The 22,577-nt window shown below is 56.2% G+C and carries 22 protein-coding genes and 1 pseudogene; 11 read left to right on the forward strand and 12 right to left on the reverse strand.

All coding sequences use genetic code 11. The features are described from left to right. Positions 1–25 precede the first annotated feature (25 nt). Positions 26–1,312 carry an O-antigen polymerase gene (locus ASE94_RS05740; RefSeq protein WP_082460968.1) on the reverse strand — a complete coding sequence of 429 codons (1,287 nt, stop codon included), beginning with the start codon at positions 1,310–1,312 and terminating at the stop codon, positions 26–28. A gap of 127 nt (positions 1,313–1,439) precedes the next feature. Then, positions 1,440–1,772 (reverse strand): hypothetical protein, encoded by a 333-nt coding sequence (locus ASE94_RS21245; RefSeq protein ID WP_156351895.1) that lies wholly within the window; start codon positions 1,770–1,772, stop codon positions 1,440–1,442. Positions 1,773–1,900: 128 nt separating this feature from the next. On the opposite strand from ASE94_RS21245, the gene ASE94_RS20595 reads away from it, so the two are divergent. Further along, positions 1,901–2,866: an NAD(P)-dependent oxidoreductase gene (locus tag ASE94_RS20595; RefSeq protein ID WP_156351898.1), complete on the forward strand. Its 966-nt coding sequence runs from the start codon at positions 1,901–1,903 to the stop codon at positions 2,864–2,866. A gap of 29 nt (positions 2,867–2,895) precedes the next feature. Beyond that, positions 2,896–4,032: a glycosyltransferase gene (locus ASE94_RS05745; RefSeq protein ID WP_062629592.1), complete on the forward strand. Its 1,137-nt coding sequence runs from the start codon at positions 2,896–2,898 to the stop codon at positions 4,030–4,032. Here ASE94_RS05745 and ASE94_RS20860 read toward each other — a convergent pair. From ASE94_RS20860 to ASE94_RS05760, 3 genes are all read right to left on the reverse strand, one after another. Then, entirely contained in the window at positions 4,004–4,474 is a 471-nt protein-coding gene (locus ASE94_RS20860) for a hypothetical protein (RefSeq protein WP_156351901.1), read from the reverse strand. The two genes, ASE94_RS05745 and ASE94_RS20860, sit on opposite strands and share 29 nt — an antisense overlap. A gap of 213 nt (positions 4,475–4,687) precedes the next feature. Next, positions 4,688–5,101 carry a hypothetical protein gene (locus tag ASE94_RS05755; RefSeq protein ID WP_062629594.1) on the reverse strand — a complete coding sequence of 138 codons (414 nt, stop codon included), beginning with the start codon at positions 5,099–5,101 and terminating at the stop codon, positions 4,688–4,690. Then, the gene (locus ASE94_RS05760) at positions 5,101–5,577 is read right to left on the reverse strand and encodes a lysozyme (protein ID WP_244483983.1); all 477 of its coding nucleotides are present in this window, start codon (positions 5,575–5,577) and stop codon (positions 5,101–5,103) included. The genes ASE94_RS05755 and ASE94_RS05760 overlap by 1 nt, the downstream gene beginning before the upstream one ends. Positions 5,578–5,630: 53 nt before the next feature. Between ASE94_RS05760 and ASE94_RS05770 the strand changes: the two are divergent. The 4 genes and pseudogenes from ASE94_RS05770 (at position 5,631) to ASE94_RS20865 (ending at position 11,165) form a co-directional block, all read left to right on the forward strand. Beyond that, positions 5,631–6,831 (forward strand): annotated as a pseudogene (locus tag ASE94_RS05770) (IS3 family transposase). Positions 6,832–7,526: 695 nt separating this feature from the next. Then, a complete protein-coding gene (locus tag ASE94_RS05775; protein WP_062629597.1) occupies positions 7,527–8,798 on the forward strand; it encodes a DUF4357 domain-containing protein in 1,272 nt (423 codons plus the stop codon). A 91-nt stretch (positions 8,799–8,889) separates the two neighbouring features. Further along, positions 8,890–10,836, forward strand: coding sequence for an AAA family ATPase (locus tag ASE94_RS05780; protein WP_062629598.1), 1,947 nt, complete (start codon positions 8,890–8,892; stop codon positions 10,834–10,836). Beyond that, on the forward strand, positions 10,833–11,165 hold the full coding sequence (locus tag ASE94_RS20865; RefSeq protein ID WP_156351904.1) for a hypothetical protein: 333 nt from the start codon (positions 10,833–10,835) through the stop codon (positions 11,163–11,165). The genes ASE94_RS05780 and ASE94_RS20865 overlap by 4 nt, the downstream gene beginning before the upstream one ends. Before the next feature lie 101 nt (positions 11,166–11,266). Here the strand turns inward: ASE94_RS20865 and ASE94_RS05790 are convergent, their stop codons facing one another. Continuing rightward, a complete protein-coding gene (locus ASE94_RS05790) occupies positions 11,267–11,530 on the reverse strand; it encodes a helix-turn-helix transcriptional regulator (RefSeq protein WP_062629600.1) in 264 nt (87 codons plus the stop codon). 74 nt (positions 11,531–11,604) lie between these two features. On the opposite strand from ASE94_RS05790, the gene ASE94_RS05795 reads away from it, so the two are divergent. Then, the gene (locus ASE94_RS05795) at positions 11,605–12,381 is read left to right on the forward strand and encodes a hypothetical protein (protein WP_062629601.1); all 777 of its coding nucleotides are present in this window, start codon (positions 11,605–11,607) and stop codon (positions 12,379–12,381) included. Positions 12,382–12,406: 25 nt separating this feature from the next. Then, positions 12,407–12,919, forward strand: a complete 513-nt coding sequence (locus ASE94_RS05800; protein WP_062629602.1) for a hypothetical protein — start codon at positions 12,407–12,409, stop codon at positions 12,917–12,919. Positions 12,920–13,001: 82 nt separating this feature from the next. Here ASE94_RS05800 and ASE94_RS05805 read toward each other — a convergent pair whose 3' ends face one another. After that, a complete protein-coding gene (locus ASE94_RS05805) occupies positions 13,002–13,811 on the reverse strand; it encodes a tyrosine-type recombinase/integrase (RefSeq protein ID WP_156351907.1) in 810 nt (269 codons plus the stop codon). Between the two features lie 431 nt (positions 13,812–14,242). On the opposite strand from ASE94_RS05805, the gene ASE94_RS20870 reads away from it, so the two are divergent. Both ASE94_RS20870 and ASE94_RS05820 read left to right on the forward strand, forming a co-directional pair. After that, positions 14,243–14,452: a hypothetical protein gene (locus ASE94_RS20870; RefSeq protein ID WP_156351910.1), complete on the forward strand. Its 210-nt coding sequence runs from the start codon at positions 14,243–14,245 to the stop codon at positions 14,450–14,452. 688 nt (positions 14,453–15,140) lie between these two features. After that, positions 15,141–16,058, forward strand: a complete 918-nt coding sequence (locus tag ASE94_RS05820) for a hypothetical protein (RefSeq protein WP_062629606.1) — start codon at positions 15,141–15,143, stop codon at positions 16,056–16,058. 136 nt (positions 16,059–16,194) lie between these two features. On the opposite strand, the gene ASE94_RS05825 is transcribed toward ASE94_RS05820, so the two are convergent. Then, positions 16,195–17,007 carry a glycosyltransferase family 25 protein gene (locus tag ASE94_RS05825; RefSeq protein ID WP_062629607.1) on the reverse strand — a complete coding sequence of 271 codons (813 nt, stop codon included), beginning with the start codon at positions 17,005–17,007 and terminating at the stop codon, positions 16,195–16,197. Positions 17,008–17,876: 869 nt separating this feature from the next. Continuing rightward, complete coding sequence (locus ASE94_RS20875; RefSeq protein ID WP_062629608.1) at positions 17,877–18,071, reverse strand: hypothetical protein; 195 nt, start codon at positions 18,069–18,071, stop codon at positions 17,877–17,879. Positions 18,072–18,204: 133 nt separating this feature from the next. On the opposite strand from ASE94_RS20875, the gene ASE94_RS20880 reads away from it, so the two are divergent. Continuing rightward, positions 18,205–18,369, forward strand: coding sequence for a hypothetical protein (locus tag ASE94_RS20880; RefSeq protein ID WP_156351913.1), 165 nt, complete (start codon positions 18,205–18,207; stop codon positions 18,367–18,369). 303 nt (positions 18,370–18,672) lie between these two features. Here ASE94_RS20880 and ASE94_RS20885 read toward each other — a convergent pair whose 3' ends face one another. The 3 genes from ASE94_RS20885 to ASE94_RS21455 form a co-directional block, all read right to left on the reverse strand. Next, the gene (locus ASE94_RS20885; protein ID WP_156351916.1) at positions 18,673–18,819 is read right to left on the reverse strand and encodes a hypothetical protein; all 147 of its coding nucleotides are present in this window, start codon (positions 18,817–18,819) and stop codon (positions 18,673–18,675) included. A gap of 13 nt (positions 18,820–18,832) precedes the next feature. Continuing rightward, positions 18,833–18,985: a hypothetical protein gene (locus ASE94_RS20890; RefSeq protein ID WP_156351919.1), complete on the reverse strand. Its 153-nt coding sequence runs from the start codon at positions 18,983–18,985 to the stop codon at positions 18,833–18,835. Between the two features lie 1,502 nt (positions 18,986–20,487). After that, positions 20,488–22,422 carry an alpha/beta fold hydrolase gene (locus ASE94_RS21455; protein WP_244483984.1) on the reverse strand — a complete coding sequence of 645 codons (1,935 nt, stop codon included), beginning with the start codon at positions 22,420–22,422 and terminating at the stop codon, positions 20,488–20,490. Between the last annotated feature and the right edge of the window lie 155 nt (positions 22,423–22,577).

Here is a 22,577-nt window from a genome sequence, read left to right on the forward strand (position 1 = left end):
TTCAAGCTCGCGTACAGCTTCAGTTTCAGATTGTTGCAACATTCAATTTTGGGGCGACGCGTTGACTAGAAACGTGTCGCTTAGCAAAATATTTTAGAGCTAGGGGACCAAGCACGAAGCACGCAATGTGTGACGTGAAGCTGAAAAAGCTAATGACGAAACTCCAAAGCATGAAACAAATAATTGCTGTGTAGAGAGAAAACATCATCAGCCGACCTCTTCGCATGCCCTTGTAGGCGACACCTCCCAGAGCCCCTAATAAGAAGCAAAACACCCCAGCGCCCGTGAAGCCAAAATCCATAATTAGTCCGCGAAAGATCGTGTAAACATTTCCCCTCTCGCCGGCAGCGAGCGCAACATACTCATCAAAACCGCCTTTAACGCGTTCTGCGATTCCGAGGTTATCTAGAATACCTGTAAAAGTATAATAGCCGAAAGGGGTCTCTACCCTGCCGCTCCATCCTTCCCACCACATGGAGAACGACGGCAAACTACCAAATGGCCACTTTCTTAAGTGTTGCAAAACTTCAGCAGCGTCGCGTGCGCCAGACTCGCCGAAGCGAAGGGTTTGAACAAAATAGAAGAGGCCCAGAACTCCGGCACCACCTAAGATCAGAGTTAACAGTACGCGGGCGTTCCAGAGTTTTATGGGAGCGAACTTGTTGTTCACTATCGCCTTACCGTAAATAAAAGCGAACGCCACGATTGAAGCGGAAAATATAATCGGGGCACGAGTGGTGATGATGATATTACCGAACCAAAAAATCAGAATCGGAACATATGCCCACCAGGCATGCTTAAATCCCAACCCAAGGGTTACACCTAGCACGATAGCGTACGTCAGCAGCAAGGAATTCGCGACGTTATAGGTCATGGGAAGACCTAACCCCGCGGTGTAACGCTCTTGGGTAATTTGCTGGGCGATAGACATTAACCCAGACGGAGAAAGGAGCTGCACAAAGGAAGTGCCGGTGGTTTGGAGAGTAATCAAGAGGCCTGCCACTGCCGAGACATAACCCAGAATGTATAACTGTCCCCGTCTTAGTTCGAAATTCGTTATCTTTGTGGCTCTAGGACTTATAGGTACGGCAAAGTAGCCTACAGTGCTCCCCAGTAAGGTTGTAATTAGAAAGACAGAGACAATCATCAATCCGTCAGCGGTCATTGAATATTCCGGAGCAAAAAGCGTAGTTCCAATCACGCTCGCGCTCATGACAGCCGCAAGTAACGTGGCTGGCCCGAGCCACGATCGCTCCACCAATGCCGAGATGAAGGGCATGGCAGAAACTACAAGCCAAGAAATTTCGTACATTCGCAGATCTCGACGCTATACTGCAATATACAATTTGTATTTAACAGTAATTATCACTTTTTGTCGTTCAAATTTGGATTACAATAAAATATTTAGCATGCATTTCATTTGTGCATAATCCCAAGAACTACTTAAAATGTAATTCTAGTACATTTTGTATTTCTCTAAGTTTATCAACATTACTTTCTATCCTATGCAGCCTTTTGATCGCAAGTGAAGCCTGAACCTCCGAAGTCGCGGCGATACCTTCAGATACAACATCTCGCGTTTCGAAGTCGGAGTGGTCTGTTATGGATACGGCAATCGCGTGAAAGCTTTGTACGCGCGCCTGCAGTCCTGCGCGCTCCCTCTCGTATTCATCGATTGCTTTGCCAATGGCTGATGTAACTAAACTTACTCTCTTTTGGTCAGCCTCCAGATCGCGATCGGCTGATCGAGTTTTGAAAACTCTTCCAAACATAGATAGCACCTTTACGAAATTGCCCGCTGGCCTGCGCAGCACGCAACCGCGTTATCCATTAAACCGTATTGTATTAGCCTCTGGAGGCGTATTTGGTCTAGATAGCAGTCATCTCGGGGGATTGGTATTTGTCAGACGGCGCGATAGTAGTTTTCGGCGGCAGCGGTTTTGTTGGAACACATTTGGTTCGGCGCCTAAAGCGCCTTGAGCCAGACCGTCCGGTTATAATCTTTGATAGACGCGCTCCGAAGACGCTACCAGGGGGCGTCCAATTTATCGAGGGCGACGTAAGACGTTCTGGATCATTCGAGTTACCTGATAACGTTTCGCAAATATATAATTTGGCAGCTGTACACACTACCCCAGGCCATCCCACCCACGAATATTATGAAACAAATGTACTTGGCGCGTTAAATATTACAGAATACGCACGCCGCCATGGAATAAATTCCATACTTTTTACTAGCTCGATTTCTGTCTACGGACCCAGCGAGCAAACTAAATCGGAACACACACCGGTGGCTCCCGAGTCAGCGTATGGATGGTCAAAATGGCTGGCGGAAGAAATCCATAGGAGTTGGCTCGCAGAAAAATCAGAGCGTCGCTTGGTCGTCTGCAGACCAGCCGTAATTTTCGGCCCCGGCGAGGGTGGCAATTTTACACGACTTGCCAGTCTTTTGAAGCGCGGCATTTTCGTATACCCTGGTCGAAAAGATACGATTAAGGCGTGCTTCTATGTCGAGGACCTAATTCAGACTTTTGAATATGCATTGAAGCATGAAAGTCGATACATCCTCTACAATGGATGCTATCCCGACAGATACACACTGCAAGATATAGTCGAAACTTTCCGGAAAAATCACTTTCCAGGCGTGAAGACTATTTTGGTTCCTAAGACGATTATGCTTGCGGCCGCGGCTGCGCTTAGACCGGCATCTGCGGCGGGCCTTGGGATCCATCCAGATCGGATAATGAAATTGGTTCGTTCCACAGACATTACGCCAGGCTGGTTGCAAGAGCAAAATCAAGCCAAAAATGGTCAGCTCAGTGGTGCAATTGATCGATGGCACGAACAATCACCTACTTTCATCTGACGATGTAAAATTCGATTCCTGAGATCAAAATGCTCCTCGCGACAGCCGCCCTATTAACGTTTATTTTCGCTATTCTCTTGGTCTACCCGTACATAATTTATCCAAGGGTTTTGCAGTATTTTCCGAGAAAGCCTATTGTGACACGACCTGTAAATGCAGGAAACGGATCACAGTTCAGCCTCCTGTTTTGCGCTTACAATGAAGCTGCTTCATTGCCGGCGAAGATCGAGAACCTGAATAAATTGAAGTCTCAATACCCTGGCATAGAGGTGCTGGCATTTGACGACGGATCGTCAGATGGGACGGCCGAGATGATCGAGCAGGGAGCCCCCTTTGTACGCCTAATCAAAGGCGCCGGGAGAAGTGGTAAAGCCCGAGGCATGAAAACATTAGCCCCTTTGGCAACTGGCGAATACCTAGTATTTACAGACGCTAATGTGCTTTTGGACGACAATGCACTGGACGCCTTGGCAATAGCGTACACCGATAATTCAGTTGGCGGCGTTTGCGGCGCACTCCATTACTTGGGTGCAGACGGTACTGTCACAGCGTCGGTCGGCGGGCTTTATTGGCGCATAGAAGAAAAGATAAAAGACCTAGAATCCTCTACTGGATCAGTAATGGGGGCAGATGGTTCGATATTCTCAATTCGGAAAAATCTGTATCCTGAATTTCCGGACACTGTGCTTGATGACTTTACCGTATCTATGGAAGTCGTATTTAGAGGCAAACGCCTGATCAAAGATAATGACGTTGTAGCATATGAAAAGCTCGTCTCAGCAAGAGCGGACGAATTCAATCGTAAGATACGTATTGCAGCCCGCGCTTATCACACTCATCAGATACTAAGAAATAAACTGCGCAAGTTGGACAAACTAGATAGGTTCAAGTATTTATCACACAAACTTATACGATGGTTTGGTGGAGCTTTTTTTGTTGCTGGAGCATTATCGGGGATAACAATGATGTTCGCTGCAGATCAATTCTCAGGCTGGATCAGCATTGGAATTTTGGCCGCCTGTTTACTAATTGGGTCCTCTAACAAAATTCGAGTTTTATCTTCGGCGTTCGAAATTCTATTAGCGATGTTCGCAACGTTAATCGGCGTTACAAAGGCTATACAAGGAAAGACATTTGTTACTTGGAGACCGGCGAAGTCACGATAGAGATACTAGCGATCTTATAGCCGAACGATCTCGCTGAAGCTCCTGAGTTTAACAATGTAAAATTCTGTGTTATAATTCGGGGGCAGAAGTCATGCTTGCCTTTATGCTTTCTCGAATAGCGATCTATTCTGTCGGTCAGGCGCTTCACCGCATCGTCGACACGGTTGACCGCTTGGGTCAATCCACCTTCGGTCGCAAAGTTCTCAGCGGCATAAAGCTTGTGCGCTTCGAGCGACCGGCGCAGCTCATCCTCTGCCAGCTTGGCGCGGCTATCGACCGCGCCAACCAAAAGGCCGGCATCCTTTTCGAGCTTATCGATTGCCGCGTCGCGCTTGCCCAGCTCGGCCAGCACCCAGCTTACGATGTGCCAACCAGTCAACAGCGCAACCGATCCTGTACCCGCCATCCAGATCAAAACCTCCCACGTCACGGTGCCGGTCATCAGTTTGCCAGCCCTTCTGATTTGTTGACGTTGAACTGGTAGCAGCGACGTTTCGAGGCGTTAGCCATGTCAAGCTGGACACGCTCGCGTAGGAGCACAGTCGCCACCTCCTGCCCCGCCAATAACGAAGCATGAGGTGTGTCGATTGCACACTCCGCAGGTTGCGGTTCGAGCGTCACCTGCGCTGTCGCAACGCCAAGTCGCACGCCAGCATCAATTTGCTGACGCTGAGACCCGACCGTGCAGCCAATCAATGTCAGTGTCAGTAAGCACGCAAGAGCGGCCTTCAGTGGCAAGTTCGGCTTCATAGTCGGCAATCTCCTGATCGAGTCGGGTCTGCGCCTCCATGGCCGCCCTCTCGCTATTGGCTAAGGCTTCGCGATAGATGCGAAGGGTATCTGCGCCCGCCATCCTTTGCCGCTCGCGTTCGGCATCTTCCGCGCGCTTGGCGGCATCCATGATGCGGATCGTCGCCGCGTCATTCGCTTTGTCGGTCGCGGCCTGGAGGATCGCCGGCCGCTCGATATGATCGAAGATGAGGCCTCTGCTAAACCAGCCAACGGGTCCGGCAATGATAGCGGCCGAGACTGCCGCCGCCATCAAGCTCAAACGAGCGAAGTCGAACATCACCGCACCCCTTCTAGGCAGAAGCGCTGTTCGTCGGCGCGGCGATTGATAAGGCCAGGCACAACCTTGCCGCTCGGGCGGTTCCACATGGGAATAGCGTTGCATGCGCCCCGATAGTCGCCAGCATTGGCCTTTCGAGCGACTGTGGAGCCACAGAACGCACCAGTACCGATATTGTAAGACAGGGAGAGGAAGGCGACATATGGCTTGTCGGGCACAGCATCCGGCGAAACGAGGCATTTCCGCATGCCAGCCTCAAACTCGATCAATGCGTCGCCCAGCATCACCTGACATTGTGAAACGGTGTAACTGTCGCCGAGCTTCACGCCACGCGTCTCGTCAAAGCAAACGGTCGGAATGCCGTTCGCCAGGCGGTCGGGGTAGACGACGGTGCGCAATCCCTCCCAGCCACCGACGAGCGCGACTGCCGAGGCCATCAGGGTGGCGCCAATTTTGAGACGGCTACGGGTTGCCACTGAACCGCGCCGGGACTGTCGGAGGCTCTAGCTCCCAGGTAGGATAGAGCCTGATGAGCAAGACAACGAACAAGTTTTCTCCCGAGGTGCGAACCCGGGCGGTGCGGATGGTGCTGGAGCACGGCGGTGAGTATGCGTCGCGCTGGGCTGCCGTTGTTTCGGTTTCCCAGAAGTTCGGCTGTTCGGCCCACGCCCTGAACTACTGGGTGAAGAAGGCTGAGGTCGCTGGCGGCCGGCGCGCTGCGGTGTCCAGCGAGGTGGCCGAGAAGCTCATGCTCTGGAGCGGGAGAACCAAGAGCTTCGGCAGGCCAACGAGATCCTGCGCAAAGCCTCCGCATATTCGCCCAGGCTGAGCTCGACCGCCCGCTGAAGCGCTGCAGGGTCCTGCCAGTCGCCCCATCCACCTATCATGAACATCTTGCCCAACGCCTGGATTCCTCGCGGCTGTCGGCCCGTGCCCAGCGAGATGAAGATCTCAAGCCTGAGGTCATGCGTGTTTGCCGAGAACTTTTCGGTCTATGGCGTCCGTAAGGTTTGGCGACAGATGCAGGGGCAAGGGTTCGATATTGCACGATGCACAGTGCAAAGACTGATGCGGGAACTGGGCCTGCAGGGTCTCATTCGAGGCAAGCCAGTGCGCACCACGATCAGCGACAAGGCCGCTGCTTGCCCGCTCGATCACGTCAATCGTCAGTTCCATGCTCCAGCGCCCAACAGGCTCTGGGTCTCCGATTTCACCTATGTGGCGACCTGGGCTGGGTTTGCTTATGTGGCCTCGCGACAAATGCTGCGCATTTGCGCTGAAGTCATCGACGTCTACGCCCCCTATATCGTGGGCTGGCGGGTCAGTCGCACCGCCCATGCCAGCTTCGTGCTCGACGCCCTTGAGCAGGCTATCCACGACCGCCGCCCCATCCATCGCGGCGGTCTGGTTCATCATTCGGACCGCGGATCACAATACGTCAGTATCCGCTACACCGAACGCCTGGCCGAGGCCGGACTCGAGCCTTTAGTCGGCAGTGTCGGAGATAGCTACGACAATGCCTTGGCCGAGAGCATCAATGCTCTCTATAAGGCCGAGGTGATCCACCGACGCGGGCCTTGTCGGACCATCGAGGCCGTCGAGTTTGCCACCCTCGAATGGGTCGACTGGTTCAATCACCGGCGCTCCTCGCGCCCATCGGCAACATCCCGCCGGCCGAAGCAAAAGCAAACTTCTACGCCGCGCAGGAACAACCGGCCATGGCCGCATAACTTAAACCAAATAGCCTCGGGCAAAGCCGGCGCGGTTCACGGGCCGAAGTGCGATGTTCGATAACTGGCTTTACCTGGAACAATTCCAGGCCCTCGAGGATGGGAAATGGTGAGCTCGCCACTCGATATTTTTTCAATTTCAGCAGATGAGCGCGTTCTGATCACCAGCCTTACGCGCGGACGATAAGCTGCTAGCTGATCTTCGTTTCAACACCGATCTAACCGCCCGATAGGATAGCTGAAAAAAAGCTCTGGCCTTCTCCTCGCAGCGGCGGTGGCGTTGGATCTATTGAGGCCAAATTTCGAGCCTGAAAGCGTCAGACGACGTAGCGCCACCACCTCAACCTTTCGCCTGGCTTGCGCGCTTCCAGAAACGGGTATCCAAGCGGCCAATCGGTGCGCCGGCTTTGGGAGAAAGCGCCCTGCCCATATCCGAATTCGATGTGCGGCTTTAGACAACGCCTTGATCCACCAGGATTTTCCGACCCTTCTCATTTCGTTAACCATAAAAATCATCTCCGAGGCCGAGATGACGATTAGGCCTTGTGCAACGAAAACGGATCCTGATGTTAGCGGTGTCGGCGCCCAATGGCCCGATATGGTTGTCTCTCAAAATCGAGAGAGCGGCTGACGGAAGGTCTCGCAAACCCGCCGCCAGCCTGACCATCCAACCCCTGGTTTAGACAGAGGTCCAAATGGCTAATCTTTCTTCTATCGCCACGGCTGTGGCGAGCAAGCCCCTTCCTGCTTTTTCTCCTCAGAACGATCTGCCCGTTCTCGCCAACGGCAGGGTCCATCATGCGCTGATGTCCCCCTCGGTCCAAGTCCGGATCCTCGCTCTGATCGACGAAACTGGCTCTACGACGCTCGGTGAAGTCGTGGCGCACTTCCCGGACCACTCAGATCCGGTCGGAGCTGTTCTCGTCATGGCCGGTCTTTGCCTTCTTAGACTTGACCATGCCGAGAAGCTCCTCGATGCTAACACTCGTGTGCGCCGTTACCCGGTGAATGGTTTTCCGCCCGAAACCATGATGCTGTCCCCGCCAGAAAAGAAGCAAGAAATCGAGCCTGTGAAGGAGCCGGCTCACCCTGAACCCCTCAAGCTGCCAGCAAGCCTTCGGAGGCTTGAGGCGCGCTCTTTCCGGCCCACGGTCGTGATTGGCTCCGGCGACGATCGCCGCGACTTTGCGAAGATGCAAGAGCTTCGCCGGCCCGGAATTTACGGGCTCATGAACAGCAGCAGTCTTTATATCGGCTTCGGCATTGACGCCGGAAACCGCGTCGCTAGCGGGCAGCAGCCTATCCAGGACATCGAGACAATTTTTGTCATCACAGATGCCGAAAATATCCTGACGGCCGATGATGCCGAAGTCGCTGAGCGGATTCTCTGGTCTCGGGCTGCTGCGGCCCGGGAGCGTCTCATGGTCAACGGTTTGCCAAGTGGTGTTGCTGTTGATCTGCAGCGCTTTAGCGACATCGACGCATTCGTCGCCGAAGCCTGTCTGACCTTGCGGCATGAGGACGTGCTCTTTACCCGCGGGTCGCCGCGCACGGTATTGGCGGGGCCCCGTTCCGAACCGGGCCGAACTGCGCCACCACGGCTTTTCGACGATCTGCCGGATGGCGAGGTCATGGAGTTGGTCTTCAATGAGGGGCGTGTGGCGCTTGCTGCGCGGAGCTCGGACGACGACTGGGTTCTCTTGAAGGGCTCTGAAGTGCGGCCGGAAGTCGTTCAAAGCGCCAATTCTTCCGCAAGCTTCTTGCGGGCTGCTTGGCTCCATTCTGGCATTCTTGTCCCGTCGCCTGACGGGATAAGCTATCTGCTGACGAAAGACATGCGGTTCCGCTCGGCCGGTGCCACCGCTCATTTCGTGACCGGAAGCAAAGGTCGTGGCCGTGGCGGTTGGCAGCCGATCGACCCGGATGGCGGCTTCGATCCAGAAACCGCGGCGCTGATCGCATCCTGAGCGGCTTCTCGCTTCCTCAATTTCAATCACATCCCATTCATCCGCGCGGACAGGCCGACAGGTCCTGTCCGACGCCTCGGAGCATATTTCCATGTCCGATTTTTTCGACAACAGCGACGACCATGATGACGAAGTCTCCCCGATCACCATCGACGAGACCGATGTTTCAGAAAAGGAATATTCTGGACCAGCCCTTGCTCATATGTCGCTGAGTGCTGCTCTCAATCGCAAGGGCCGCGCTCTTCTGAAGCGGCATCCGAACCTGAGCATCGTGCATGTGCCAGACCGCGAGTGGATTCCTGTTATCGCTGCCGCGATCAAGAATCTGGACAAAGCGCCTGCCGTGCAGATCGCCGCAGACCGGTACAAGAAAGCCGGCGTCTACCAACGGGTCGGCCATGACGAACTCGCCTACCTTCGCACCGGACGAAGCATTCTCTATATCAGCCAAGATCCCGATGAGATCTTGGCTGAGGCGGTGCTAGCGGCGGCCGATATCCGCATCACGCTCGAGCCCATGAGCGCGGCCCTGCTTCGTCGTCTGATCCGCCGGATCACGAATGGGACCGCGCGTGGGGTTACCCAAGACATGGCCCGTCTTCCGATCTCGGTCATTCTCGGCATCGTGCGTCCAGAGCGAACGGCACGGCAATGCGTTCAAGGGCTGCAACGCGCCTTAATGCGCAAGCCGCGACCAAAGCCGCCAAACGTCCCGCTCCTGACCGATCTACCGCTGACCGATGGCGTCAAACGCTGGTCAAACGAGGCTTTGACAGATCTCAAGGCTGTTGAAGCAGGCACACTGGGAGCCGAAAATCTAGTTTTTGGCCTCCTCGAAGGACCGCCTGGAACCGGCAAGACCTTAATTGTCGAAAGTCTCGCGCATACCGCTCATTGGAATTTCATCTCGACCTCAATCGGGGCTTGGTTCGCTTCGGGCGATGGCGCACTCGGTGGCGTTGCCAAAAATTTGCGCAACTTCATCGATGACATCATTGCACACGAGCCAGCGGTGGGTTTCCTCGACGAACTGGATGCGCTGCCCAACCGGGCGACCATCGACAACCGTGCAAGAGACTGGTGGACGCCCGTCGTCACGTTGTTCTTAACCGAAATCGATCGGCTCCGGACATCCGGGAAGCGCGTCCTTCTTCTAGGCGCCACGAACTACTACGATCGCCTCGACGGTGCCCTCATTCGTCCAGGCAGATTGCAGCAGCGTGTCTCGGTCCTCCCTCCGGGGACCCAGGATGAGGTTGCCGCGGTGTTCAGGCACTATCTGCGCTCCGACCTTCTCCCTGCCGAGATTGTCAAACTGGCCAATATCGGCAAAGGCGCGACGCCTGCGACGATCGAAGGGTGGGTGAAAGAAGGCCGCAATCTTGCACGTTCTCTCGGCCGCCCGCTCGGCGCCAAGGACATCTGGCAGCAGATGATTCCACCCGATGACCGGAGCGAGGCTGATATCGCGGCAATCGCCATCCACGAACTCGGGCATGCCCTAGTGGCACATCGGCTTGGCCATACCGTGGAAAGAGTGTCGATCGTTGCAGAAGGTGTGAGCGCTGGTCACACAAAAATGCGCATGCCCAGTCTCGTCCCCACCTGGTCCAGCCAGCTCGACCTAATCGCAATCAATCTTGGCGGGCGCGCTGCGGACATCCTTGTTGGAAACGGCGCGAATGCTGGGGCGGAGCGTGACCTTGCGACCGCAACCGAACTCCTGATCGCGGCGCATAACAGACAGGGTTTGCGGGAAAACCTGGTTTATTTGCCGCAAACCAAGCTGGATCCCGCGAGCCACGAGACGCTCAATGCGGAACTCCACCGTCAGCTCGAACGGGCCCTCGAGCTTCTTCAAGCCGATCGAGAAATCCTCCTCACCCTTGCAGCACGCCTTGCGGACGAAAAGCTGCTGAGTGGGGATGATGTGGCGCAAGCGCTTGGGCGCACAGCGCCGCCACCGGAGCGACAGGAGTCGAAGCGAACCGCGGGCCGAAAGGCCTCACGACCGTCCCGGGGAGTGATCAACCCATGACCGCACTCATCAGAAAAAGGCACGTCGTCAGCCCTGCTCTTCAAAGAAAGATCCGGCGCCACCGCCGGGCCTTTCAACATTATGGACAGCTCATTCCGCTAGGGGATCCAATCGATCTGCGCTTTTCTCCAGACCATGCCGGCATGCTGGATCGCGTCCAACGGCAGGAGTATCGCGCACGGATGGCATTCCTTGCTCATCGCGTTGGCTCGCTCGCCGACGTCACCGCGAAAGCGGGCTATCTGCTTGGTCATGCCAAGAGTGAGTACCAGATTTCCGGCCCAGAAGAGCTCGGCGTCTTCCTTCGATCCCTTATACCGCGCGAATGATCCACCCTTGGCCCGTGTAGTTGCCGCATCGACTGTCGCCGTATGGGTCAAGTGCGCAGCAGAACAGCTCTCGCTTGGAGGGGGGTGAACGCCAATATCGATTATGGTGAAAGGTCGCCTTTGAGCAGCGTCCATGCCGGAACGTCGAGGGCTTTCGCCAACCGTGAAATATTGTCGAGCGAGATATTGCGAATGCCCCGCTCGACATCGCTGACGTAAGTTCGATTGACGCCGGATTCGAAGGCCAGCGTTTCTTGGCTCATGCCTTTTTCCGCGCGCAGCAGCCTCAAGTTGCGCGCGAAAGTCTCTCTCAAATCGTCTGGATGATTGCGTTTCACGCCGCCAGTTGAGCGGCATTGTTGCATTTAAGGCGACCGGATTTAAGATACATTAGCATGTCGCTTTTAAGGTACATCCAGATTGTATTCTGGGGACCTCAATGACCTTACGTTCTATCCTCGCCACTGTGGCCATTGCGCTTTTAGCGTCCGCCGCTGCCGCACAAGACATCGTGCCTGAAGTGCTCTTGCAGCCCGCCCAGTCAAGCGTTCCGGGCCGGACCATCGACATTCGCGGGCTTGTAACCGGCATGAGCGTCGAGGAAGCACGATCAGCCTTTGCCGATCTCGGGGGCGACGCGCCAAACGAGAACACCTCAAGCTTTGTGCTTTCGGGAAAGGGGCAAACGGTTCAAAGCGCGCCTTACACAAGCGTCCTTTACCAAGGCGATGAGACCGACCAACTGAGCGCCAAATTTTCTGCACTCTCGAGCGGCAATCAGATCACGCTGGTCGCCCGGGAGGCCGACTATCGGCGCGCGCCCGAGGCCGCGCCGCTTTTCGATGATTTCGTCAGCGCACTGGTTGCCAAATATGGCGAACCCAGTTTCCGCAAGGACGGTCGCGAGGTCACCTATCTTCGCTGGACATACAAAGATGGATTGCCCGTGCCCTGCTACCCCGAAGGCACGCCGCAATGTCTCGAGCCGCAATCGGCCATGATGATGCTGCCGCAACAGGCCGAGGCCTTTGACGTGATCGTCTCAGCAATGGTCGGTCGCAAGCGCGGAGAAGACAGTCTGATCGCATTCAAACTGGCCCTGACCAGCCTTGAACTCAAGCTTGCGGCGGATATGGCCGACGAGGCCGGCATGCGCCCTGCCCTTGAACAAGCCATCGCGGCTGCAGCCGCAAACGCGCCAAAGCCAAAACTCTGATCAGCACGCCAATCGGACCATCAGCATGACCTCGACGGAATCCAAACTCCAGTCCCAACCCACCGCTTTCAGAACGAAAGGCGCAGCCCTCCGTGTCGCGGCGCTTGTCATTTCCCTCATTGGGCTTCTGCTTCCAGCAGCGACGAGCTCGGCTTTTGGCACGACCCAGTCGACCAGCGGCTTCCAGATCGCGAACTGGTCCATCCTCGGGCCTCTTGCGATCGGTCTGGCGCTCATTATGCCAGGCGTTACGCCGCGCTATGGGAGGTTGGCCGATATCGTAGCGGCTGTCATCACCGCAATGGTCCTCATCTATCTGTCTTACGCCGTGTTCGACGCCTGGCGCCAAGTGTCAGAACTGACCGGACAAGCCACCGATTTCATGCGTGGCATGGCCGGCAATAATTCCGACATGCAGGCCTATGCCAACAGCTATGGGCAAACCCTTGGCGTCAGCGTGATGCCTGGGTTTGGTCTTGTGGCCATACTCGTTGCCACAAGCCTGATGGCCATGCTTTCCTGTCGCATCAAGCAATAGCGAGCATCTTCGAACGCTCATCGCCGAAGAGATGCGACGTCGCAGGAGCCAGGCCTTTTAGGCTGGCTCCCAACAATATCGATCACGTCCAAAGATCAAGATCGACATTCTCGACATAGCGGGCAACCACTGCCACCGATCGCCAGCCACCGGCGCGCATGATCTGCAATATGCCGTTGCCATTGATGGTAAGCTGCTGCGCCGCCCCAACCCGCAGCGAATGGCCGGACACGCCTGTCCTGGCATCTTCGGCCGCGGCGCTGCGGCGGGCCAGTTTTTTCAGTACCCGCGACACGACCACTGGATCGAGATAACGCTGGAGCACGCGGTCATCATAGACTGGCCGGAACAGTGGACCGCGTTCTATGCCGGTTTGCTTGAGCCAACGACGAAGGCATTCGCTCGTCTTGGTCGAAAGGGGCGCCGTACGCCCCTGCCCGGTTTGATCGTTCTTGGCGCGTCGAACGAGGATCGAAAAATTGCCGCGAACATTCGTCGTCAGATCGTCGGCCCTGAGACGCACGAGTTCGCTGCGGCGGCAAAGCGTATCAAAGCCCACCCTGAGCAGAGCCTCGTCGCGAAGACCGATGAGATCGTCAGTGCATGCGGCAATGAGGGTGTCGAGAAGATCGGTTTTGACGCCAAGAGCCTGACGCGGACGTTCAGGCTTTTTGCGTTGGGCCCGTCGCATCGCCAGGTAAACGTCATCGTCCCTGGTCGGATCCTCATGTCGCAACAGCCGATGAATCCGCGAAATGCCGCAGAGCCGGCGTTTGAGGGTGGAGGGGCGCAGACGCCCAGCCTCCTCATCGACATAGAGAACGACCGTATCGGGCGATGCAGGAAGAAAACTCAGTCCACGCCCCTCGCACCAGAGCGCGAACTGATTCACATCCGAAGTGTAGCCGCGCAGGGTCTCGTCCGCATAGGCGCCCTCGAGCTTTTCAAGACCCTGCCTCCAGTCGGTCGTGATGCGGCACCAGACACGAGCGCTCTCGCGCGCGAGGGCTTTTGACGGTGTTGGCGTGCGCGAACTGCTTTGGCGAGAGCCAAGCTGATCAGGTGCGCAGGACGACGCGCAAACCTGATGACCAAGCGGACGATACGCCCTCGCTCAACTCCATTGGTACCCACCGATTGCTCGGGAGAATGACTTTCCGCAGAGCGCTGGCTCGGAAAGGCGATCAATGTTCTCGACGACGATGGCCATTTCCCCCGCGGTGCCCGATCGTTGAGGTCGGCACCGGGCGGACCTTTGCTTTCGATATCGCGGCCGCAGGAGATCACAGTGAAAGGCGTCAGCACACCCGGTGCGCGGCTCAAATGCCCTGCATCAACGAGCGCCATGATGGCGGTGACTGGTGCCGGATGACCAGGCAGCGCCGCTACGAGATCACCGATCGTTACACAGCCGGTTTCGATCACGACGCCCATCAGGATCGCCTGTACGTCGTAGTCGACCGCCCAGTGCTGAGCGACGCCATCGGCATTGATGCCAGGGTGTTCAGAATTAAGTTTATGAAAGAGCGTTGAACAAGGCTTGCCTGCACAACTGCAAGCGTCGAGAAAGGGATCAACCACTTGGGCCTCCGAGAAGGATTGAGTGGCGAGGCTGCCGAGACCGCGCCAACGGTTTCGGCAGCCGCTCTTAGTCAAAGAGCGCCACGAAAGACCAAATTGGCCTTCTGTTCCCGGAAATGTTTATTCCTGTTTTGTTCTACAAGGGTCGGGACGGGACGGACCGATTTCATCGTTAAAATCGGTTAGGCAGCCTCGGAAACGCGCTATAATTTTAATCGAATTGCTGCGCGGATCCGGTCATAGCCGCAGGTGCGAGGGCGCTGGGATCGGCCGCGGGGCCAGGCAAAAGTCCGATAACGCCATTTGCTCGAACCGCGATCATCAAGGCCGGGCATCTGAAGAAGCGCCACCTGCGCGAAAAAGATCGGCTCGAGCCCTCAATGCATTTTGGATCAGAAGGCAATGAGTTGAGAAAACCTCATTCATAGTGATCGGGGCGCTTATAACGATCTCAGTAGAACGACACGCCGTAGCGGACTGTTTCAGAAAAATGTCCGGCAAGGGTTGCCGCGCCTGTGCGGAATTCTCTCCCCGAGCCAAGTCTGACTTGGCAAGTCTGCGGTCCTTGTCGCATAGACAGGTCTTTATCAGGCGAACCCAGCGAGACCACATCGCTGCGCGGAAATAAGAAGGGGCTGAGATGAAGATCGCTGCTGTCACCGGCTTTTATGACGTTGGACGCGCTCACTATGATGGCCGGACGCCGGAACGCTATATCGACTGGCTCAATCTGACGCTTCAGACCCCCCTGCCCTTTTTCGTGTTCCTTGATCCCGATTTCGACGCCTCCGACATTGTGTTGAAGCCCGGCGACCGCATCGTACGTGTTGCACGGTCCGACCTCACCATGTTCAAGCACGCCGATCGCATCCAAGACATCGTTGCCAATAGCCCGACCGTTAATCGGCGCGATGTCTCTTTCAATATCCCTGAATATGGGATGATCGTGATGTCCAAGCTCGAAATGGTCAAACGCGCGGCTGAAATATCGGACGCTGATTTTCTGGTCTGGATCGACGCAGGACTGTCCCGCTTCATCCCTGACCTCGGCGACGGCAAGATCAAGGTCAGGGAAGCTGATCTCAAAGGCGTCAACCTTGGCATAACAACCACGCTCCATCTCGCCCAGCGGATGCGCATCGGCAAATTTCCGCGCAAGATGGTTGGACGAACGCTGGCGATGATGAGCGCGGGTGACTTCATTGTCAGGCGCGAATTCGCGCACGAGCTCTCGGACCGCATGGATTTTCTCGTCGAGACCGAATGGCTTCCGGCGGGACTTTGGGACAACGAGCAGGTGGCGATCGGATCCTTGCTGTTCCGCGGCGGGCTGCCCGGCACCCGCATCATCCGGACCCATGTCGGCGGCGGCGCCAATACCGTGAGTTGGTTGTTCGGGGCCGAACCTTATGGCCGCAAACCGCCTTTATACGTGCGCTGGAGAATTCTCCTCGACGAATTCCGGACAAGGTTTGCCGACCGCAAGGGCTGCTATCTTCCTGGAGATTTCCCGGAGCAGGCGTTCCAGACCTGGAGAAACGTTCGCCGAAGCATTTAGAGCTTCACCCTCGTCGTCCGAGCCTGGCTTGTCTGTCTCCTCGACCGCGCGAAGCCATTTCTTTGTCGCCCCGCGCCAATGAGCTCAGCATAGCTCAGTGATCACCGAGCGATGATAGTCCGAGGCCGTGCCTAGTCTAATCTTTTCTGAAAGGGATGACGCGTTTTCGAACACCATAGAATTGCTGCGCCCATAAGTTACGACCCGCCATGACAATGTCCCGCCTGACGAAATCCCGAATGTTATGTCCAGTTCGACGCCAGAAATTTTGGCTGTCGAGCAATGAACGTTCGCGGCGGAAAGTCTCAAGGTCGCTCCCGGCACGATCGCTATCTGACAGTTCCGTTCGGTCTTCTTGCAATATCAGCGCAGGGTCCAGCTGACGCACGACAAGACTTTTCGATATGGACTGCCGGGGGTTAAACATCGCTTCATCGGCTGGATTACGCAGAATATCTTCGCTGGCCGAAATGCGCTGGGCTCCATTGCGTGAAATGATATAGCCGGCTGAACCTGCTACCGAAGCGTGAAGTTTGAAAACTGCGAAACCCGGGAAGACATGCTCGGGCTGCGGGGCAAGGCGTAGCCGCACGTTATCTGCTTCGATCCGGAGAAGGTCGACGCCAAGATGATGACGTTCAAAATCATCTAAAAGCTTTCCCAGCGAAGCGGAAAGGATAACATCGTCTTCGAAGATGGCCGCGAACCTGCTGCCTGTCGCCAAAAACTGCCTCATCGCCGCCTGATGACTGAGACTGCAGGCAAGCTCACCTTCAGTCAGCCAGCGATAAGCTTTGAAATTGCCAAATCGAGCCTTCTGCTCTTCGGTTATGGCAGCGGGCGTCAACGCTTCTACCCTTTCTGCGACAAGACCCAGGCGATTGAAGCGCGCTTCCATGCGCTTCCGACGATCAGTCCTTGCCGCCAGGTTGATGTAGTAGATTTGCATCTTGCGTCGACACGTCCCGAATTTTGATGCCGTTGCCTCTACCGCTGCGAAGGACGCGGTGGGTAATCAGTCTTTTAGCGGCGAACGAGAACGACCACCATATCCAGTGTCAAGCTCGTCTTGAGTACCCTTTGCCTGAGTTCAACGGAAAGAGTTCGCGCTCAGAAGCCGAAGTTCTGCGCAGTTTCGGGATCGCCATTCCATTTTTGGGCCGTTGAAAATACTCAGCAATCTTGGCCTGTTCGTCCTAGCTTTTCAGTACTCCAAAAAGTGGGACACTTCTGTTCTGATTGGGTTCACCAGGGCGCTAGAGTCGGAGCCGGTAGACCGTCGCCGTCAGACCTGCCCTTCCCAAGCCATACCGGGCGAAAGCCATCCCAGCCGCAATAGCTCAGGCGGCCATCGGCACGCAGCGTGCCAAAGGCCGAGTTGGGCGCACCACACTCCTCACAGAAGTAGATTGGAAATTTATGGGTAGCGTCAGCAGTCAGTGAGATAGCGCCGCTCTCGGATTGGAACTCGGTCGGTATCGACTCGTCTCTTGCGGAGCTGACTGCTGACGCTATGTTCGACGGGAGGAACGGTCCAGGAGCGCGCATGCCCTGATACGAGATCACTGTTACTCCAGCCCAGAAAAAGGACCACGTATAGGCCGGCCGAGCGATATTCGTTTCGAAGATGAAAGCTTCAGACGGGCAAGTGCCGCCTCCGGAATGAGCGAGCGTCTTCCATGGCGCCGCACCTTTGAGCGAGAGCACGAGGACAATTCTGCCTTCGATGGCGTACGCTAGAGGCCTCCTATCAATATTGGAAAGACGATGTTCACCAGCCTTTGCGGCTGGCCTTGCATCGAGCGATGCGCCCAGCCTTTATCTGTTGAGGAAGAAGCACATGCGCGATCTAATGTCGGTTGCTGCTAGGGCCTTGATCGGCTTTACTGGCGTCTGGGCTTTCTCGATGCCCGACAGAACTCCTCGATGCTTCCTGCGGCCATTGCGGGTGTCGGTCAGAACTGCAATATTAAGGGCAATGTCAGCATCGAAAGCGGCGAGCGCATCTATCATGTGCCCGGCCAAAAATATTACTCCGCTACGAAGATCGACGCCCGGTCTGGGAAACGCAGGTTCTGCCTAGAGACAGAAGCTCGGCAAGCTGGTTGCGGAAAGTCTGGCGTCTAAGAAAACCCCAGGAGAACAGATGTCGCCCGTTTTCAAGATCGCACTCGCCACGGTCGCGCTTGGCGTCTTTGGCTTTGTCGTCGATAGCGCCACCGATGGCGGCCATTGGATCATCTGGGCAGCCGCCGGCGCAGTTTATGGCATCGTCTGCCATCCTTGGTTTGCCGCTCTGAAGAAAAGCTAGGCGCTAATTACCCGCGACGGCATCTCGGCCTACATCTTTTCCATATTACCAAGAACTCACTTTACGAAGCCGTCTCAGCATTGTTCAAAAGGCATCGTTCAGGGCCATCCCATGCCGTAGTCAGTGACCCTGAACGACAACGGTAGAGGGAGGCTTCGTTTTTCGCCAAATGAAGCCTTCCTTGCCGATGGGCCGAAGAAGTTTCCCGTTGTTGGACAAAGAAAAACCCCGCTGGAGCGGGGCTGAATGGTCACCAATGCTAACGCGCCGATGTACTACTGGTGCCGAACTATCACGATCGGATCAGTCCTTGTCATAGGTGCGAGGGTCTTCTGAAGGCTTAGGCGCCTGTGCGCCTGATTGCCCACCGCCTGCAACCTTATCTAGCGCTGCGTCAGGAAGCTCGTCAGTTTTGCCGGCCGTGTTGTTTTTCGAAACGTTTTTGGTCATCGAATTCTCTTAGTTACTTGGTCCGTACGGCCTGTTCCTGATCCATGCCGACCGGAGGGTTACAGGCTGGCGATCCGCCGCCAGCAACCTTATCGAGTACACTGTCGGGAAGTTCCACGGATGGTTTGGTGAAGGCTGGAGAAGAAGGCTTGCTGTGCTTGGTCATACGAGGCTCCTCGAACTGAATCTTCATTAGCAGGCAAACGAACAAGGCGCTTGGGCGAAAAGGCTCAAAGCATCCCAATCCTACGCCTCGGTGTCTCACTCCCAGATGACGTCAAGACGTACAGATATGGCGCCTAGCCCAACTGATCGCTTTTGGCTTCGCCATTCTGCTGGATTGCGTCTTCACCGCCCTGACAATGATCGTAGGCGCCCTGCTCTAGCTAGATTAGCAAGCAACTACATCGCCCGTTGCACATTGATCGTCGCTACTGACGCGTAGCAATCCCCTTGACGACTAGGCCCCTGCGACCCTCCCTGGCGCAGGGGCTTTTTTATTCCCTTGATGTTGGGCCCGCCTGTTTACCAACAAGGCTAAATGAACTCGCCGATTGCGCAGCCTGAGATAGAACTGAAATCGCGGCGGCCGTCGCTGGCGGGTCATGGGGTAACGCGTCGCAGCATTCGCTCCATGGCCCGCTACGGCGTGCATTTCGGCTGCGGTTTTTTTGCAAATTTCCCAAAAACCGACTTTAGACGTCCGTCTTAGCACTTTGCAAAAGACATCGCTCGGGGCCATCCCATGCCGTAGTCAGTGACCCTGGACAACAACGGCGGGTAACGGTTTTGCTCGTACGAAGTCTTCCGTTCGTATTGGTAGCGAGGCTTTCCATCTCCGGCATTTTTAAAACGCAGACGGTCCAAACTCGCCCACCTGTTGGATCTTAACGGCTCGTTAGTGCGTTCGTGTCGCAACAAGGAGGCGATCCGATGAGCGAACTTTATCTACTTGGTGCGCTGGCTGCTGCAGCCTTGATCGCCTGGGCCTTCTTTTCCCCAGCCGACTTAACGACCGACGATTAAGTCTTCGAAGCGCCACATGCAGGTTTCCGTATTCTATTCAGCTGGCACACGCGCGGTCTTAATTATGCCTGCGAGCAAGACACTTGAATTGCCAGAGAGTGTTAGTGGCATGGCTTGGGCGCCAATGCAGGACACGAGCCTAGCAGATCCTCTCTTGCGCCACGCTGCACCTGTCATCGAGGCCGAAATCAGCGCATATGGCTTCTCAGTCCTACCGCTTGTCGAGCAGACCGAAGAAGGTCGGAGGCATCAACCTTTTTGGAGACGCTGGAGGCAGCCAGGGCTGTAGGCCGGCAGTTCAATCTCCCGAGCATCTGGTCCGAAATTTTTGAGCGCGAGCCCAATGCCATGCGGGACGAAAGCTGCCGCCAAAGCGGTCGCATTGATGATCAATTAGGAAAGAGTGGAGAACCGTGCCCCTTCAATCGGGGCTGGCCTTCGGTTGACACCTTCGGAAAGGCACAGGCGTTTGGAGCGGTCGGGCGGAAGTAGGCACCAACCAAAGGGCTTTGTTGTCGGTCTCGCCGAAATCTGACCACGCCCCTCTGAGACTGCCTCCTCGGTGGAACCACGACCGGACAGTCGACGACCCGAAGAAGTCACTGCCGCCCAAAAGACCGGCAGCGACCGATAGTGAAAAGATCAGGCGGCTACCCCGGCTTCGGCCGCCAACTGCCCGAGCTTGACCTGAACAAGCAGGCTCAGTTCGTCATAGACATTCCATTCGTCGACGATCTTGCCGTTCTTCCAGTGGTAGTGGCTCATGCCCATGACTTGGACGCGCTTGCCGGTCGGATCCCCCAGCGTGCCGAGGATGCCGTAGCCGAGGTGGTGGCCTTCCATCAGCCAGCGCACCGCAACCTTGGTGCCGCCCTCTTCGCAGGGGTTCGAGGCCACATGCTGGACTTCGAACGACGCGTCCGGCAGCGAGCCGATTAGTCCCAGATGCTGATGAATGATGGCCGCCTGACCATAAAGCTCCTTCATCAGCGGCCCGTGATATTGAGCATTGGGCGCATAGTCGCGCGCGATGCGGCCGAACATGCGCTTGGTGAAAACCTCATGCAGCATTTCGATCGTCTGCGCTTCGATGTCGTTATGCGCGAGCGAGGTATCGGCCTTTTCGGTTGGCGGGGTCTGGCCGAGAAAGCGGCGGTTCTCGCCGATGTCGAGCGAGATCAGGCCAGCATCGAACTTGGCCTTGGCCGTCTTCATCGCAAAATGGTGCGGATCGAGCCCAAGCTGCTGAATGATGGCCATGGTGTCCGCCACGACCCATTCGCGATAGATCTTATTCTGGTGGATCATGCAGTCGGCAATGGTGCGGCTGACGAAGGGCCTGCCGGTAGGCTGGCCAAGATGACCATATTGGGTATGGCGGCCTGAGCCCGTGACGAGATGGCTCGTATAAAAGCCTTCCTTGTCATCGCCGTTCCAGATCACCTGCGTGCCCATGCCGCGGCGCTCGGGGAAGGACACGAGACGCTGGATGGTGTCGCGCACCACGTCTTCACGATTGTAGATCGTGCCCATCGTGCCATAGAGCACGCAGTTATGGGTGTAGTGAGTGTAGATCAGCCCGATATCGCGCTCGTCCCAGATTTTGTGGGTGCAGCGAATGATGTAGTCGACGATATCGGTGTAAATATCGTCGAACCCTTCGAGCGATTGCGAGCGCGGCCGATCGGTCGGCGCCAGATCAGAATAATCGCGGCGTTCCACCTGCAGCACGTTTTCAACGGCGACGGGCGAAGTGGCCTTGGTCTGGGGTTTGCTCGTTGCGTCGCTCATTTCCGCTCCTTGGGTCTGTGACGGCTCATTCGAGAGTGTTTCATTTGTCCAAGCCAGCCAGTCGCGCACATGACGCGCCACAGCGGCAGGATTTTCAAGCGGGCTGAAGTGCCCTGCCTTCGGAATGGTAAAATAGCGGGCCACGGCAATGCCGCGCGCCAATTCTTCATGCGCCTCGAGCGGGCACACCTGTTCATCTGCCCCCGCCAGCACCAAGGTCGGCACGGCAATCGCGCCAAGCCGCGGCCGGCCATCGGCGCGCGCAATGGCGATCTCCGATTGCTCGGCCAAGACATCCGCGCCGGCATCCTCGGCCATGGCAATAAGCAGCTGTCTGAGCTTAGTATTGTCAGCGTGAACCGGCGACACGAGCTTCGTCCAGCTGTTAGAAATGTACGAGGCCATTCCATTCTGCCGCGCCTTGTCGACGGCGTCGCGCCGCACGGCCCAGTTTGTGTCTGGGTCGGGCCGCGCCGTCGTATCGATGAGCGCGAGCCGCTCGACCCGCTCTGGCGCCTGCGCCATCATCTCCAGCGCCACGATCCCACCCAGCGACACGCCAAGCAGCGAGAAGCGCTCAGGCAGGTCTTTAAGGAATTTTGCAGCCATCGCCTCGGCAGATTGTGCGCCGGTCAGCGGCGCGATTTGAACATAGGGATGATCGAGTTCAGCTAAGAGTGGCGCGAACAACCGCGCATCGCAAACCGTACCCGGGAGCAGCACCAATGGGGGCCGCTCGGCGTCCTCCTCTCGATGCTCCAGCTTGGGATTGGCGTGCGTGTTCATCTTGACCGATCAGAGGCGAGCTCCAACCAAAGATGGATGCTCATTTCGCAAAAAACTCTGGCAAATTTTGAATACGTATGCAAGATCAATCTCACCTCATGGACGGCTTTCAACGTTACTGGAATGCTAACGGATCGCCGCCCCTCGCTGTCGTT

Source organism: Devosia sp. Leaf64 (assembly GCF_001421945.1).
In the GTDB taxonomy this organism is placed as follows: domain Bacteria; phylum Pseudomonadota; class Alphaproteobacteria; order Rhizobiales; family Devosiaceae; genus Devosia.

Excerpts from the sequence above, each read along its gene's own strand:
- ASE94_RS05740 (WP_082460968.1), bottom strand. The coding sequence starts at position 1,312 with ATGTACGAAATTTCTTGGCTTGTAGTTTCTGCCATGCCCTTCATCTCG.
- ASE94_RS21245 (WP_156351895.1), bottom strand. The coding sequence starts at position 1,772 with ATGTTTGGAAGAGTTTTCAAAACTCGATCAGCCGATCGCGATCTGGAG.
- ASE94_RS05745 (WP_062629592.1), top strand. The coding sequence starts at position 2,896 with ATGCTCCTCGCGACAGCCGCCCTATTAACGTTTATTTTCGCTATTCTC.
- ASE94_RS20860 (WP_156351901.1), bottom strand. The coding sequence starts at position 4,474 with ATGACCGGCACCGTGACGTGGGAGGTTTTGATCTGGATGGCGGGTACA.
- ASE94_RS05755 (WP_062629594.1), bottom strand. The coding sequence starts at position 5,101 with ATGTTCGACTTCGCTCGTTTGAGCTTGATGGCGGCGGCAGTCTCGGCC.
- ASE94_RS05775 (WP_062629597.1), top strand. The coding sequence starts at position 7,527 with ATGGCTAATCTTTCTTCTATCGCCACGGCTGTGGCGAGCAAGCCCCTT.
- ASE94_RS05780 (WP_062629598.1), top strand. The coding sequence starts at position 8,890 with ATGTCCGATTTTTTCGACAACAGCGACGACCATGATGACGAAGTCTCC.
- ASE94_RS20865 (WP_156351904.1), top strand. The coding sequence starts at position 10,833 with ATGACCGCACTCATCAGAAAAAGGCACGTCGTCAGCCCTGCTCTTCAA.
- ASE94_RS05790 (WP_062629600.1), bottom strand. The coding sequence starts at position 11,530 with ATGCAACAATGCCGCTCAACTGGCGGCGTGAAACGCAATCATCCAGAC.
- ASE94_RS05795 (WP_062629601.1), top strand. The coding sequence starts at position 11,605 with ATGACCTTACGTTCTATCCTCGCCACTGTGGCCATTGCGCTTTTAGCG.
- ASE94_RS05800 (WP_062629602.1), top strand. The coding sequence starts at position 12,407 with ATGACCTCGACGGAATCCAAACTCCAGTCCCAACCCACCGCTTTCAGA.
- ASE94_RS20870 (WP_156351910.1), top strand. The coding sequence starts at position 14,243 with ATGCCCTGCATCAACGAGCGCCATGATGGCGGTGACTGGTGCCGGATG.
- ASE94_RS05820 (WP_062629606.1), top strand. The coding sequence starts at position 15,141 with ATGAAGATCGCTGCTGTCACCGGCTTTTATGACGTTGGACGCGCTCAC.
- ASE94_RS05825 (WP_062629607.1), bottom strand. The coding sequence starts at position 17,007 with ATGCAAATCTACTACATCAACCTGGCGGCAAGGACTGATCGTCGGAAG.
- ASE94_RS20875 (WP_062629608.1), bottom strand. The coding sequence starts at position 18,071 with ATGATAGATGCGCTCGCCGCTTTCGATGCTGACATTGCCCTTAATATT.
- ASE94_RS20880 (WP_156351913.1), top strand. The coding sequence starts at position 18,205 with ATGTCGCCCGTTTTCAAGATCGCACTCGCCACGGTCGCGCTTGGCGTC.
- ASE94_RS20885 (WP_156351916.1), bottom strand. The coding sequence starts at position 18,819 with ATGACCAAAAACGTTTCGAAAAACAACACGGCCGGCAAAACTGACGAG.
- ASE94_RS20890 (WP_156351919.1), bottom strand. The coding sequence starts at position 18,985 with ATGACCAAGCACAGCAAGCCTTCTTCTCCAGCCTTCACCAAACCATCC.
- ASE94_RS21455 (WP_244483984.1), bottom strand. The coding sequence starts at position 22,422 with ATGAACACGCACGCCAATCCCAAGCTGGAGCATCGAGAGGAGGACGCC.